Consider the following 12,646-nt stretch of genomic DNA (forward strand, 5'->3'; position numbering starts at 1 on the left):
GAAACCAGTAGTAGCTGAAATCCTCCGCAAAGAACAGAATAACCCAGGCCCACCATTGTGTCATGTCAATCGTCAACAGTCGAACCTGATAAACTAGTGAAAGAGCACCAAATACCAGCGCTTTTCCAATAATAGCGCTAATGATGACGTTACCAATTCCCATCGACAAACTACTGGCGGTGTCTTTGGTTACATAAAAATCTTTCTGTTGCCTGACCGTTACAAGAATTTCAGCCACCAGGAGGATGACAAAGCCCGGAATGGCATATTGAATCAGATCTCTCATAATTTTTCTGACTTTTATGCAAGTTAAGATTTACCAGAGATGTTTTCAATTCATTGAAAATAGAATTAAACACAGAGCCACAAAGAGCACAGAGTTTTTAGTCTCTGTGCTCTTTGTGGCTCTGTGTTTAATCAAAATATGTTTACCGGTTCATCGACGTCAAAAACTCTTCGTTGTTCCGGGTGCCTTTCATATGACCAAGCAGGAAGTCCATGCCTTCCATCGCATTCATATCGGCCATGTGCTTCCGTAGAATCCAGACACGCTGCAGCGTCTCTTTGTCTAGTAGCAGATCTTCCCGACGAGTACCTGAGGCCATAACGTCAATAGCTGGGTAAACGCGCTTGTTGGCTAATTTACGGTCCAGTTGAAGTTCCATGTTGCCGGTTCCTTTGAATTCTTCAAAGATCACCTCATCCATTTTTGAGCCTGTATCGATCAGGGCTGTAGCGATAATGGTCAGCGAACCGCCATTCTCTACATTCCGGGCAGCACCGAAGAATCGCTTAGGCCGGTGGAGCGCGTTGGCATCAACACCACCTGACAGGATTTTGCCGGATGAAGGGACAACGGTGTTATAAGCCCGTGCCAGACGAGTGATCGAATCGAGCAGGATAACAACATCGTGACCACATTCAACCATCCGTTTCGCCTTTTCAAGTACCATGCTCGACACTTTTACATGGCGGTCGGCCTGCTCATCGAAGGTAGATGAAATGACTTCCGCATTCACGCTACGGGCCATATCTGTTACTTCTTCCGGGCGTTCGTCGATCAGAAGTACGATTAGATACACCTCTGGGTGGTTACGCGTAATGGCGTTGGCGATCTCTTTCAGCAGAACAGTTTTACCTGTTTTAGGTTGAGCGACAATCATACCGCGCTGTCCTTTACCGATAGGCGCGAACAAGTCCAGAACCCGCGACGAATAGTTATCGGGACGGTTACTGAGATGTAGTTGCTCTTCTGGGAAAAGGGGGGTCAGGTATTCGAAAGGAATCCGGTCGCGGATCTCTTCCGTTGTCTTCCCATTTACGGTCGATACGCGCAAAAGAGCAAAGTATTTCTCTCCTTCTTTTGGTGGACGGATGGCGCCACGAACAGTATCCCCGGTTTTCAGGCCAAACAGTTTGATCTGCGAGGGTGATACATAAATGTCATCAGGGCTAGCTAGATAGTTATAGTCTGCAGAGCGTAGAAAGCCGTAGCCACCGTCCTGCATAATTTCCAGAACACCCTCGTTGTCAATAATACCATCGAATTCACGAATGTGCTGGTTATACTGCCGCCGGATACGATTCTGGTATTCCTGAGCTTCACGGGCAGGCTGGCTTAGTTGTGGTTGAGGAGCCTGATTCGTTTCGGATTGTGCTGGCTGATCTGCCTGAGTTTCGGCAGGTGCCTCCGTTGTTTCAACCGCAGCAGATGTGACTGGGGCAGTTGCTTCGGCCGGCGTCTGCATATTGGCTGCATTATCGTCCGAAACCACGGTTGGTGTCAAAAACTCTTCGTCAGCCTGTCCCCCGTAATTCAATCCCGTTTCATCCGTTACAACACGTTGGGTACGTGGACGTTGATCACGGCGTTGGTTAGTATCCCGCAAATCTCGTGAGCCGTTGGTTCCCTGGCCACTATCATTGCGATCTCGGGTATTATCCAGCCGTTGCCGACTATCTCGTTGATTGTCTGTCCGCAGATTTCGTTGCTGATTCTGATCGGGTCGGCCATTTCTGTCTCTATCATTCCGGGGAGCACCTTGCCGGAAAGGACGTTCGGAAGAAGAAGTTCCTTCTTCGCCATCACGTCGGTTGTCAACACGATTGCGAACGGGCTGATTAAATTGACCATTACGCTGGCCACCTTCCCGATTTTCGCGGGGTTGAGGAACGGTCTGGGGCGTATCTGTTGGGATCGATGTCTCAACGGCAACGGCTGCTGGTGTTTCTACAGGGATACTTTCGGGCGTTACCGTACTCGTATTGTCAGGCGTTGGAGCCGGAGTTGCATCGGTTACTGCGGCTGGTTCACTTTGTTTTGGCTCAACATCAGTGCGTTCCCGTTTGGCACGCTGACGGGGCTGGGGGCTTGCCGGGGTAGGCGTAGGTTCAGCCAGAACCGGCTGAGTTTCCTGTACGGGAGTAGCCTCAGGAGCTGCGGCAACCGCCTTTACACGCCGACTGCGCTTAGGAGCTTCATCAGCCTGAGCTGTGTTTGTATCGTCAGGCCGTTTAGCCTGTTCTCCCAATATTTTTAGGACAAGTTTACTTTTATTTTCTTCGCTATACTTGGTTGTGTCGCGAATGCCGAATTCGGCAGCAATGGGTTGAAGTTCTGAAATAGACTTCGTACTTAAATCTTCCTTGTTATACATAGAGGTCAGGTTAGCGATAAACCTAAATAGGACCGCCGGGGCGGTAAGGATGAAAGTTGGGGATTTTTGAAACTAAGAAACCGCTGTTTTGGTAGGCGTGTTAAGAGACCCATGTTGGCCTAAAGTGGGGCTATTGATTAATAAACCAAACTAACCTCAACAGATTCAAGTAATTACGTATTGAAAATAAATCAAAAATATGAACTGGAGTGGTTGCCTGATCCAAACATAACCGTCTGGTGGGGCCAGATGTGATGGTTATTAAAACGTTTGGAAAATGGCGGTTCGCCGTGGCGATGATCTGCTGTAGTTATGAGCTTTCTCGTTGCTGAATGAAAACCCTACCTGCCAACCGGATTGATAGTAACAAAGGTAATAATTTGTTGCGGTATTGTCAAGAGAACGTTATTCTACAAGAAATGTTTCCATTTTTCGATTAAAAAGATTTTAATCGAAAAGTTGCTTGTAGAGTTCTTACGTGCTTGCCAAGATAGGGTCATGTGCTACCTGATAGAACTAATCCACAATTAACTTACCCGTAAGTTGCTGCTGGTCATTACCAACGCGATAAAAGTAGACGGCCTTGGGCAAATGGTCAATGGGTAGTTCGGTAGTTCGGAAAAAGGATTTTTTTGCGACTTCATGGCCTGTAGCATCCAATAACGTAAATTCAAGTTCGCCCGTTAGCGTTGCCTGAATTTGTATGCGGTTTTTACTTGGGTTCGGAAAGACCCAAACAGATTCAGCTGATGCATTGGTCCTGGCTAGCAATGGGCTAATTGTAACAGTCGTCTGCGCTTTACTCATACAACCAGTTGCTGATGTGACAACAACGGTGTATGTTCCGGCCTGGGTTATTTTTGCAAATGAAATAACTGGGTTTTGTTCTACTGATGTGAAGTTAGCTGGCCCCATCCAAGTATAGTTGGTACCCCCTTTAGCCATAAGCTGAATGGATTGGCCTTCAACATAAGGTCCAGTATTAGAAACCTCGGCCACGGGAAGCGGAAAGACTGATAAGTTAATAGCCGCCGTTTGGGAGCTGGCATCGGTTCCGTTACACAGTACCGAGTAAGTGGTAGACTGCGTTGGTGACACGCTGATGGTTGTACTGGTTGCACCTGTTGACCAGCTAATTGATCCAGCACAATTTGCGGCTGTGAGCGTAGCCGACTCACCCATGCAAAGCGAACTTTTTGAGGATGTGATCGCTACTGTTTGAGCAAGAATTGCTTTCTCAAGCGTCCAGCGGTAGGTATAGGTGTGTTGCTGACGATGGCTTTCCGATCGAATATACGTCGTGCTGTCGAATACAGAAACACTCAGTGTGCTGACTAGTGTGGTTAACTGACTATTTGTAATTGTCACGTTACCAGAATCCAGCTTAATTGGCACATCGTTCAAACGCCATTCTACATTGAGCGTATTAGGGTTTGGTTTTAACAAGGTCAGCCGAAAGGTCTCGGGTTGCTCGTTGATGGTAATTCGCGAATCAGGTAAAGGCTGAACATTCTCGACTGGTTTAACCACTTGTAGTATTTTGTTCGTTGTAGCTTCCTGACAAACGGCACAAAAAGGTTTTGATAACAGTTCCATCAGGCAGTTGCCGGTTGTTGGTTTGTACCAGCCACTAGCCGTTGACTCGCCAGTATGGGGGAAAATTCCGACATTAAACTGATTGAGCCAGTTTTTCCAGATGACCGATGATGGTGTATTGATCCGGGTCATATTGGCAGCTTCGTGTGCATAAACCAGGCCAGCCCAGTATTCATCTGTTAAGGAGGAAAAAATATGGCCAATTTCGTGAGCACCAATCAGATTTGCCTGCACGTTCAGTGTAAACGTTGCCGGATTACCACCCGATCCACCATAATAGGGTGAATTTACGATCATTACCGCGAGGTCATAGCTGGGAAAGTTAGTTGCCATAACATTGGTAAACGCCTGATAATTTTTGATGGCAACCAACCGATTGATATTAGCAGTACCAAATGACGAGCCAAAGTAGGTGTCTTTCGTTTCAACGGGTTGGCTTGGGTCGCGGTCGGGCGCTGTTCCGGGGTTTGTTGCTCCACTTTCCTTGGATGGAACCCGGATAGAGAAAAAGTTGAAGTAATTCGTGTAGGCATTATAAGGTGAGTAACTCAAAAAAAAAGCCATGAATTTTTTGGCTTCCTGATCGAATTTAGGGAGTTCACTTTGTGAGAACCCATCGCCCAAAAGAACAACATTGATTCGTCGGTTGAGTGGACCGGTTTTCTGAAGGGTATCGACCTGAAATTTTTGGGCTGGACAGATGGTACAAACCCCTAGAAAACAGACCAGAAATGGTGTAAAGAATCGATTCATGGTTTCAACAACAAGGTGTAGATTTTCTGGGTACCCTTGTCCGGAGTGACACTGTACAACTCAATTTTCGATAGCGCAGGTGTATATGGAAAACGAATCGAGAGATGACCTTCCTGATCACTGGTTAATTTACGACTTAATGTGCCATCCGTATCTGCAATTTCGATTGACCGGAAAAGTGGATGGGTAAAACTAGCTACTTTGGGGAGTTGCTTATCGTTGTAGTACTGTTGTAACTTGATTTGGTAGGGTATATGGACTACCTCAGCTAGGTTTTTCAGTTCGCCATTACCCATGATGGCGTTCGTCAGGGTCACTTTTTCCGGTTTTTCTGGACCATCTCGGCTAATGGTGAAGTCCATAAAGATAAGCCGGTGTTCTGCATTTGGATCGTAGTTTGGCAGTGAATGGACGCTTACGTTCTGTCGTGAAGAAGCACAGCCTACAATCAGACTTAGGAAAAGACAAGCTAAAGGAGCTGCAAGTGAAGGCATATAGGAACGACTGACACAGTTGGGCCAATACATGGAGGTGAAAAGCCGTTAAAAATCCTTAAAACAAAAGCGAATTACAAATTTTGTTCCCTTGTTGGACGTTGCAATTTTGTATATGAAAGGAACAGATAAGCACCCAATTCGGTTCAAAACGTCTACAAGCCTGGTTGTTGACTGGGGCAACACTAGCCTGAAAACGGGCTGGTTTGCTGGGTCAGTATTAGTTGAAACGAATCGGTATGCTTCACCAACTGAGCTATTGGCTGACCTTGAAAATCGGCCAGTTGAGCATGTGTTAGTTTCTTCTACGAGTCGACCAGCCCAGGAGATTCGTGCGGGATTGACAGGATTGGCGAGCGACTTTTGGGTGTTGGATAGTCAAACGCCTGTACCTATACGCAAGGCATATGATACGCCTACTACGCTTGGGGCCGACCGGGTAGCGGCCGCAGTTGGCGCTATGACGTTATTTCCGGATCAGGATTGCCTGGTTCTGGACCTGGGTACCTGTGTAACTGCCGACCTGATTGACCGTGAATCGGTGTTTCAGGGGGGACTAATTTCGCCAGGATTACGCATGCGATTTCGGGCGATGCACGAGCAAACCGAACGGCTGCCTTTAGTGTCAGCACCTGATGAGTGGCCTGGCCTTACGGCTAAAAATACACAGGCAGCCATGCAAAGTGGAGTAATGAATGGATTGACCTTTGAACTGAATGGAATTATTGAGTTATATCGTCGGGAACGACCGGGTATTGTGGTGATACTATGTGGGGGAGATGCTTCCGCCTTTGAAAGTCGTCTTAAACCCCCGATATTTGCAGTGCCTGAATTGGTGCTTACTGGATTGAATCGAATTTTACGCTATAATGTTGAGAATTTACAAGCGAATACGCCGGACGTTAACGCATAGTTTGCTGGCTGTTGCCGCGACATCGCCGATGGTATTGGCGCAGGGATTGGGTAATTCACCCTATTCGTCTCTGGGCATCGGAGAGTTGTATAGCCCCGCCAACGTGACCAATATGGGCATGGGTGGTGTGGGTATTAGTAATGCCAACGCCTTTTACCTGAATTTGCAAAACCCGGCACTGTTAGCCCGGCGGACGCGCTTTACGGTTTTTGAAGTTGGTTTAATTGGTCAATCAAAAGGACTCTCTCAGAACATAAGTAACACGGAGCGAAATCAGAGTAACGTAGCTGGTAACCTGGCTTACCTGGCATTGGCGTTTCCTGCTAACTCGCGCTGGAATATGTCCATCAGTCTGAAACCTTACTCTTATGTAAATTATAACACACAGCAGTACGCAACTGTACCGGGGACTGCTTATACCGGTGTTTATAACTATACCGGGCGTGGAGGATTAAATAAGGCCACGTTCGCGAACGGGATTCGAGCAACTAAAAATATTTATTTAGGTGCGGAGGCTTCATTCTTATTTGGAAATATCACCTATTCAGCGGATTCAAGGGCTTATCAGGGCTCCGTCACGAGCAATGCCGATTTGCTTGTAACCCGATTAAGCCGGGTCAACTATAGTGATGTCGTCTTTAAATTAGGAGCAGCCTGGCGTCCTAAGTTGAGCGATACCTGGACACTTAATCTGGGCGCTACCTATGATCCCAAAATGAGGATTAAGGCTCAGCAAACGGATATTTACCAGCAAACAACGTTATCTGGTCAGGCGTTAACCGCACCGGATACCTTGCGCCTTAACTCAAATAGCCAGGCAACGCTTCCTCAGCAGATGCATTTTGGGATAAGCGCAGAAAAGGGAAATTCACTCTTATTTGGCGTTGATGTTGGATTTCAGAAGTGGAGTCAGTATCGTACGCCAGATAATAAATCCGGTAATTTGTTCGACGCTATGAATGTTGCGGCTGGTGTAGAATATACACCCAAACCTACTTCAAACCGTTACCGTGATCTGATTACATACCGTGCAGGCTTCCAATACAATCAAATGCCTTATAAACTAGGCGGCCAGGCAATAAACGATATCAACGGTAGCCTGGGACTATCTCTACCACTAGGATCTTATTTAGTTAATCACGTAACCCTATCTGTAGTAGCTGGCCAGCGGGGTGTATTGACTGCCAATCAGATTCGGGAGCGTTATGTGCAGTTTGCACTGGGCTTCTCGCTGAACGACTGGTGGTTCCGTAAAACGGTGATTGACTAAAGCTTAATGGATAATGAAGAATGTAAAATGGATAACGACGAGGTGTGAGGTGAGTCTATTTATGAAACGGACTCAATGGTTGCAAACTCCATTTTATTATTCATTATTCATTATCCATTGTTCATTCCTTTTAATGTCTTGTGGTGAGTCGAAACAGGCAAAAAAAGTATCGCCGTATACTGGCCCCATTGAAGAAATCAATGATGTAAAATTGCTCTATAGCGAGGCTGCTTTATTGAAGGTGAAGCTGGAAACGGCTAAGCAACTTCGCTATATCAACGATAATCGCCGTTATCCAAACCCCGTTCATATTATCTTTTTTGGACCTACCGGAGAGGAGGTAACAACCATTAATTCGGATTCTGGACGCTACGATAAAGCTAAAGACATATACGTAGTTATGGGCCACGTAGTGGTCATCAATAAACAGAAACAGGAAAAACTTCTCACACCCGAACTGACCTGGAACCCGGTGACCAAAAAAGTATATACCGACAAGCAGGTGACAATTTTAAGTCAGCTTACAGGCGAAAAACTATATGGGATCGGGTTAGATGCCAACCAGGATTTTTCTAAATACGCCATCCGAAAAGTAACTGGCGTTTTCAACGTGCAAACCGGGATTTAATCGTAGGTAGGGATAATTCGCTGGCACGGGTGAATACACACGCCAACTGATAACCTATTATTGTACGCATTTCTCCAAAATTGGCTTAACCGTTTTCACATCCGTCAATTTTGTTTCATTCCCCCATTCATTGTAAATATAGGTAGCTAGCTCGGCTACTTCGAGGTCGCTCAGTTGCGGTTGGGGCGGCATGGGGCGATTGTAAGGTTTCCCATTCACAACAATTGGACCCTGCTGGCCATACCGAATCAGGCAAATAACCCTGTTTTTGTCTTTCAGGAAATCCGAATGAGCAATTGGCGGATAAAGGGCAGCAAGGCCTTCGCCTTTGCTCTGATGGCAATTAGCACAATTGTTTTTATACACAAGAATGCCTTCGGTAATGTAGCGCTCCCGTTTCATCTCTTCCTCGCTTTGGCAGGAGAATAAACTAACAAGAGTAACAATCAGTAGTAACCCTTTGGGGTATTGAATCATGGTTTGTACTCGGCCAGGAGCCGGTCCATATCGGTCATTAATTTATCGACACCTGCTTCGGTAGTGCCGTCATAAATGCCCCGGATGTGTTTGTCTTTGTCAACTAGAATAAAAGCACCGCTGTGAATAACTCCCCCCGGTGCCGTGCTATCGGCCTGGGCTGTCACCATATAGCTGGTCTGGCCTAGCTCGTAAATTTTGTCCCGGTCGCCGGTAACGAATAGCCATTGCCGCCCGGTTACGCCGAGGTTTTGAGCAAATTCCTTTAGCACAGATACCGAATCATGAACCGGATCAATCGTGTGCGATAGCAGCATTACATCGGGATTTCCCTTGAATCGCTCGTAAACCCGTTTCAACTGCACTTTCATTTTTGGGCAGATAGTAGGGCAACTGGTGAAAAAGAAGTCGGCCACGTAAATTTTATGGTCGAGTGTTTTTGCTGTTACTGTATCGCCATATTGGCTGACGAATTTAAAATCAGGGATGGACTGGTAGACGGAATCTGTAACCGATTTACCATTAACGGTTTTTGTTACGGCCTCACGCTGGCCTAAAATAGGGAGTTTATCATTCCCGGACATACTGCATCCCCATAGGAACAAGGCTACTTCAGCCAGAAACAACCAACTGCTATTTTTTGCCCAGAAACTGTTTGGTCTGTTCGAGGCTGGTATTAACTTTTTTCTTGACATCAGTTAGGAAATCTTTTTGTGCCGCCAGATAATTCAATGCTTCGTCGGATGAGAGCTTGGCGAGTGTATCGCCGTTATAATGAGCCATCCACTCGGTCATCAGGCTATCGGCAATCGTTAGGTTTTGGTCCAGTCGGGCTGCCTGTTCCTTATCTTCATCTACTCGCAGGCTGGCAGCTGCTGAGCCGCTTGATTTCAGGCTATCGAGCGAAGTAACGCGCTTTTTTAGTTGCTTTTTTAATTTCACAAGGTCGCCCATTACCTTGGGCATAATCTCATCATGAAGCGCAAATACCTCATTTTCGGCATCTTTAACCGCATCATCTCCTGATTTACAGGACCAGAATGCTCCACTAACGGCAAGTAATACGGCAAGGGTAGTTTTATTCATAATTTGAAGGAATGTATGATGTAGGATATATGATGTATGTGAGGTGAAAATACATCATATATCCTACATCTATTTGGCTGTTACGCGTTGTTTCAGAATTTCTCGGGCGTTTTTAAGGGCGCTGGCCGATGGATTTTTGCCGCCAATCATCTGGGCTATTTCGTTAATACGTTCATCCAGTGTCAGTTTCTTGATCCGGCTAACCGTTTTATCGGCTGAGTGATCTTTATAGACAAAATAATGTGCTGTGCCTTGTCCGGCTATCTGGTGAAGATGCGTGATCGCAATAATCTGGTGACTATGCGACATTTCGTGCATCATGTTACCCATCTTAATGGCAATTTCTCCGGATACACCTGTGTCAATTTCGTCGAAAATAATTGTCGGTAACGACCGCTTGCTGGCGAGAATGTATTTGATTGCCATCATCAGCCGTGAGAATTCACCACCTGAAGCTACATTTTTTAACTGCTGTGGCTTCACACCCTTATTGGCACTGAACAAAAAGGAAATGGTATCTACGCCTGTGGGTGTTGGTTTACTTGTTTCCGCTTGAATCTTCAATGACGCATTTGGCATGCCAAGGTCAAATAATAGAGACCCAATTTCTTGCTCGATAAGCGGCAATACCGCCTTTCGTGAAGTTGATAAAGCATCTGCACTGGTTTGAAGTTGTGCGTAAGCAGTTGCGGCCTGGGCTTTAGCTTCTCCGAGCGCATCGTCCAGATTAAGTACCTTACTTACTTTCTGACCTAACTCGTTTCGAAGAGCAATCAGGCCATGTACGTCTTTCGTTTGGTGCTTTGTCTGGAGTTGATACAGCAGGTTCAGGCGTTCTCGTATGGTTTCAACACGGTTATCATCAACCTCTACCTTATCTTGTTCCGAGCTGATTTCGTCGGCTAAGTCCCGTAGTTCGATCAGGCTACTCTGTGCCCGTTGCTGCAACTGCTCGTACTGGTCAGACAGCTTACTGATATAAGCCAGATTACTAACCGTACCTTTTAAAAAGTCAATAACTGATTGCTCTGTATTGTCTAAATATTCGTAGGCTAATTGAAGCCGTTCTTTAATTTCTTCAGCATTTTCGAGAATTGTCAGTTCCTGTTCGAGTGACTCCTGTTCATCCGGTTGTAATTGCGCTTTAGTCAGTTCTTCGTACAGAAAATTGTTGTAATCAAACTCTTTTCGCATAGCAGAGGCTTCTGCCTGTAGCTGATCGTAAGCCGTTTTTTTAGTTCTATAAGATTGGTAATCAGATCGATAACTGCGTAGAAGAGCATCATTTTGGGCGTAAGTGTCAACAATTTCCAGTTGATATTCATTGGAGCCCAGTAAAACGGAATCATGCTGGGAATGAATGTCCATCATCTGGCTTGTAACCCGGCGGAGGGTTTCCAGATTGACCGGTGTATCATTGACAAACGCCCGCGATTTGCCGCTTACACTGATTTCTCGGCGTACAATGCACGTACTTGAATAATCTAATTCTTCTTCCTCTAAAATGCGTTCAATCGTATAACCCGATACCCCAAATGTACCTTCAATGACACATTTCTTTTCGGGGTTGTATAAAACGCGTGTATCGGCCCGATTACCCAATAGTAATCCAATAGCCCCTAGCATGATCGATTTCCCGGCCCCTGTTTCGCCCGTGATAATATTTAACTCACGGTCGGGCATGAGTTCGAGTTCGTCGATCAGCGCATAATTTTTTATTAGTAAATGCGATAACAAAATCAGAAACAGTTAACAGTGAGCAGGTATTCTTTTAAGTGAGTGTGTGTCTAGAAGACATTGTATACGTACAAAGTTACGGACTGTTTGCGGGTAACCGCCAGCCACTATTGACAACTCACTGGATTAATTTTCGGTAATTTTCGGTTTTTGCCGGATCCAGATAGGAAAGTAAATCAAAGGCTTTTTGGCGTTCGGCCGGTGTTCCCTCAAAGAGAATATTATAGAGTTCCTGCGATTTGGCGTCAAAAAACGAATTGATTAAAACCGAATTAGGAAGCTGTAAACCAATTGTACGAATTGTTGTGAGTAAATCGAGCGTTTGTTTGCGAACCTGCACAGGGTTGGCCGCAAAAACATCTAACCCTAAGCGATGGTAGGTATAGAGCCCATCGCGAAACGGGATCAGTTGCTGATTTTGTAAATTCTCAACAAGCCAGTACCGGTTACGACGATCGCCCCCGGCTTGCCAGGCTCCGTTGCCTGATCCTTGCTGAGCCAGGTTGGTGATTGTATAGGCTCGTTGTACAAACTGGCTACCCCCTTCTTTACTGAATGTGTCGTAATCGACAGCCAAGATCACGTTGGCGTAGAACGCTAATAGAGACGTTAGATCATCTGAAAACTGATTTTCCCGAAAGTAAACCGGTGTTGTTGGGAGATAAACAAAGTTAAAAGCCCGATCTACATAACTGAAGATGGTCGTTTCGTAATTAGTGCCATACACAGGCCGGGTTACAACAACCTGTGCGGTTGCTTCAAATACCCCCTGCGAAATTGATTTCACCAAGTTGATATTTAGCGAGCAGTTAATTCGCTCGTTAACCGCAAATTGATCATTACTCCAGCGTCGGTTATTCATAAACTCAGTGATGATACCCTTCAACTGGCTTACGTAGGAAAAATCAGTTTTCTGCTGGGCAAACAATTGGTCGGAGTTAATCGTCACCTGACAATTTAACTCCTGTGCTTGGGCAACGCCGATAAAGCAGCTTAAAATGACTAAAAGTATCGCTTTCATAGGTAGTAACTCTG

Annotated in this window: 11 protein-coding genes and 1 pseudogene; 3 read left to right on the forward strand and 9 right to left on the reverse strand. The window is 45.8% G+C overall.

Annotation, left to right across the window (positions count from 1 at the left end):
• From ACYVGO_RS15660 to ACYVGO_RS15675, 4 genes and pseudogenes are all read right to left on the reverse strand, one after another.
• Positions 1-286 (reverse strand): annotated as a pseudogene (locus ACYVGO_RS15660) (sterol desaturase family protein); the annotation flags it as partial.
• 142 nt (positions 287-428) lie between these two features.
• Positions 429-2,657, reverse strand: coding sequence for a transcription termination factor Rho (gene rho, locus ACYVGO_RS15665; protein WP_460970094.1), 2,229 nt, complete (start codon positions 2,655-2,657; stop codon positions 429-431).
• A gap of 516 nt (positions 2,658-3,173) precedes the next feature.
• Entirely contained in the window at positions 3,174-5,006 is a 1,833-nt protein-coding gene (locus tag ACYVGO_RS15670) for a M64 family metallopeptidase (protein ID WP_460970095.1), read from the reverse strand.
• Positions 5,003-5,500 carry a hypothetical protein gene (locus ACYVGO_RS15675; RefSeq protein ID WP_460970096.1) on the reverse strand — a complete coding sequence of 166 codons (498 nt, stop codon included), beginning with the start codon at positions 5,498-5,500 and terminating at the stop codon, positions 5,003-5,005. Before ACYVGO_RS15675 ends, ACYVGO_RS15670 begins: the two co-directional genes overlap by 4 nt.
• Before the next feature lie 115 nt (positions 5,501-5,615).
• Between ACYVGO_RS15675 and ACYVGO_RS15680 the strand changes: the two genes are divergently transcribed.
• The 3 genes from ACYVGO_RS15680 to lptC all read left to right on the forward strand — a co-directional run bounded on the left by ACYVGO_RS15680 (position 5,616) and on the right by lptC (position 8,311).
• Positions 5,616-6,413 carry a type III pantothenate kinase gene (locus ACYVGO_RS15680; protein WP_460970097.1) on the forward strand — a complete coding sequence of 266 codons (798 nt, stop codon included), beginning with the start codon at positions 5,616-5,618 and terminating at the stop codon, positions 6,411-6,413.
• A 28-nt stretch (positions 6,414-6,441) separates the two neighbouring features.
• Positions 6,442-7,683, forward strand: coding sequence for a hypothetical protein (locus ACYVGO_RS15685; protein ID WP_142776682.1), 1,242 nt, complete (start codon positions 6,442-6,444; stop codon positions 7,681-7,683).
• Between the two features lie 61 nt (positions 7,684-7,744).
• Entirely contained in the window at positions 7,745-8,311 is a 567-nt protein-coding gene (gene lptC / locus ACYVGO_RS15690; RefSeq protein ID WP_460970098.1) for an LPS export ABC transporter periplasmic protein LptC, read from the forward strand.
• 57 nt (positions 8,312-8,368) lie between these two features.
• Here lptC and ACYVGO_RS15695 read toward each other — a convergent pair whose 3' ends face one another.
• The 5 genes from ACYVGO_RS15695 to porD all read right to left on the reverse strand — a co-directional run bounded on the left by ACYVGO_RS15695 (position 8,369) and on the right by porD (position 12,632).
• The gene (locus ACYVGO_RS15695; protein ID WP_142772171.1) at positions 8,369-8,788 is read right to left on the reverse strand and encodes a c-type cytochrome; all 420 of its coding nucleotides are present in this window, start codon (positions 8,786-8,788) and stop codon (positions 8,369-8,371) included.
• Complete coding sequence (locus ACYVGO_RS15700) at positions 8,785-9,372, reverse strand: SCO family protein (protein WP_210422459.1); 588 nt, start codon at positions 9,370-9,372, stop codon at positions 8,785-8,787. The genes ACYVGO_RS15695 and ACYVGO_RS15700 overlap by 4 nt, the downstream gene beginning before the upstream one ends.
• 49 nt (positions 9,373-9,421) lie before the next feature.
• Positions 9,422-9,874: a viral A-type inclusion protein gene (locus ACYVGO_RS15705; protein ID WP_460970099.1), complete on the reverse strand. Its 453-nt coding sequence runs from the start codon at positions 9,872-9,874 to the stop codon at positions 9,422-9,424.
• A 69-nt stretch (positions 9,875-9,943) separates the two neighbouring features.
• The gene (gene recN / locus ACYVGO_RS15710; protein ID WP_460970100.1) at positions 9,944-11,611 is read right to left on the reverse strand and encodes a DNA repair protein RecN; all 1,668 of its coding nucleotides are present in this window, start codon (positions 11,609-11,611) and stop codon (positions 9,944-9,946) included.
• A 118-nt stretch (positions 11,612-11,729) separates the two neighbouring features.
• Positions 11,730-12,632 carry a type IX secretion system protein PorD gene (porD, locus tag ACYVGO_RS15715; RefSeq protein WP_460970101.1) on the reverse strand — a complete coding sequence of 301 codons (903 nt, stop codon included), beginning with the start codon at positions 12,630-12,632 and terminating at the stop codon, positions 11,730-11,732.
• Positions 12,633-12,646 lie beyond the last annotated feature (14 nt).

This window comes from Spirosoma migulaei, from assembly GCF_054776855.1.

Excerpts from the sequence above, each read along its gene's own strand:
- ACYVGO_RS15695 (WP_142772171.1), bottom strand. The coding sequence starts at position 8,788 with ATGATTCAATACCCCAAAGGGTTACTACTGATTGTTACTCTTGTTAGT.
- porD (WP_460970101.1), bottom strand. The coding sequence starts at position 12,632 with ATGAAAGCGATACTTTTAGTCATTTTAAGCTGCTTTATCGGCGTTGCC.
- ACYVGO_RS15705 (WP_460970099.1), bottom strand. The coding sequence starts at position 9,874 with ATGAATAAAACTACCCTTGCCGTATTACTTGCCGTTAGTGGAGCATTC.
- rho (WP_460970094.1), bottom strand. The coding sequence starts at position 2,657 with ATGTATAACAAGGAAGATTTAAGTACGAAGTCTATTTCAGAACTTCAA.
- ACYVGO_RS15675 (WP_460970096.1), bottom strand. The coding sequence starts at position 5,500 with ATGCCTTCACTTGCAGCTCCTTTAGCTTGTCTTTTCCTAAGTCTGATT.
- ACYVGO_RS15700 (WP_210422459.1), bottom strand. The coding sequence starts at position 9,372 with ATGTCCGGGAATGATAAACTCCCTATTTTAGGCCAGCGTGAGGCCGTA.
- ACYVGO_RS15685 (WP_142776682.1), top strand. The coding sequence starts at position 6,442 with ATGGTATTGGCGCAGGGATTGGGTAATTCACCCTATTCGTCTCTGGGC.
- ACYVGO_RS15680 (WP_460970097.1), top strand. The coding sequence starts at position 5,616 with ATGAAAGGAACAGATAAGCACCCAATTCGGTTCAAAACGTCTACAAGC.
- ACYVGO_RS15670 (WP_460970095.1), bottom strand. The coding sequence starts at position 5,006 with ATGAATCGATTCTTTACACCATTTCTGGTCTGTTTTCTAGGGGTTTGT.
- lptC (WP_460970098.1), top strand. The coding sequence starts at position 7,745 with ATGAAACGGACTCAATGGTTGCAAACTCCATTTTATTATTCATTATTC.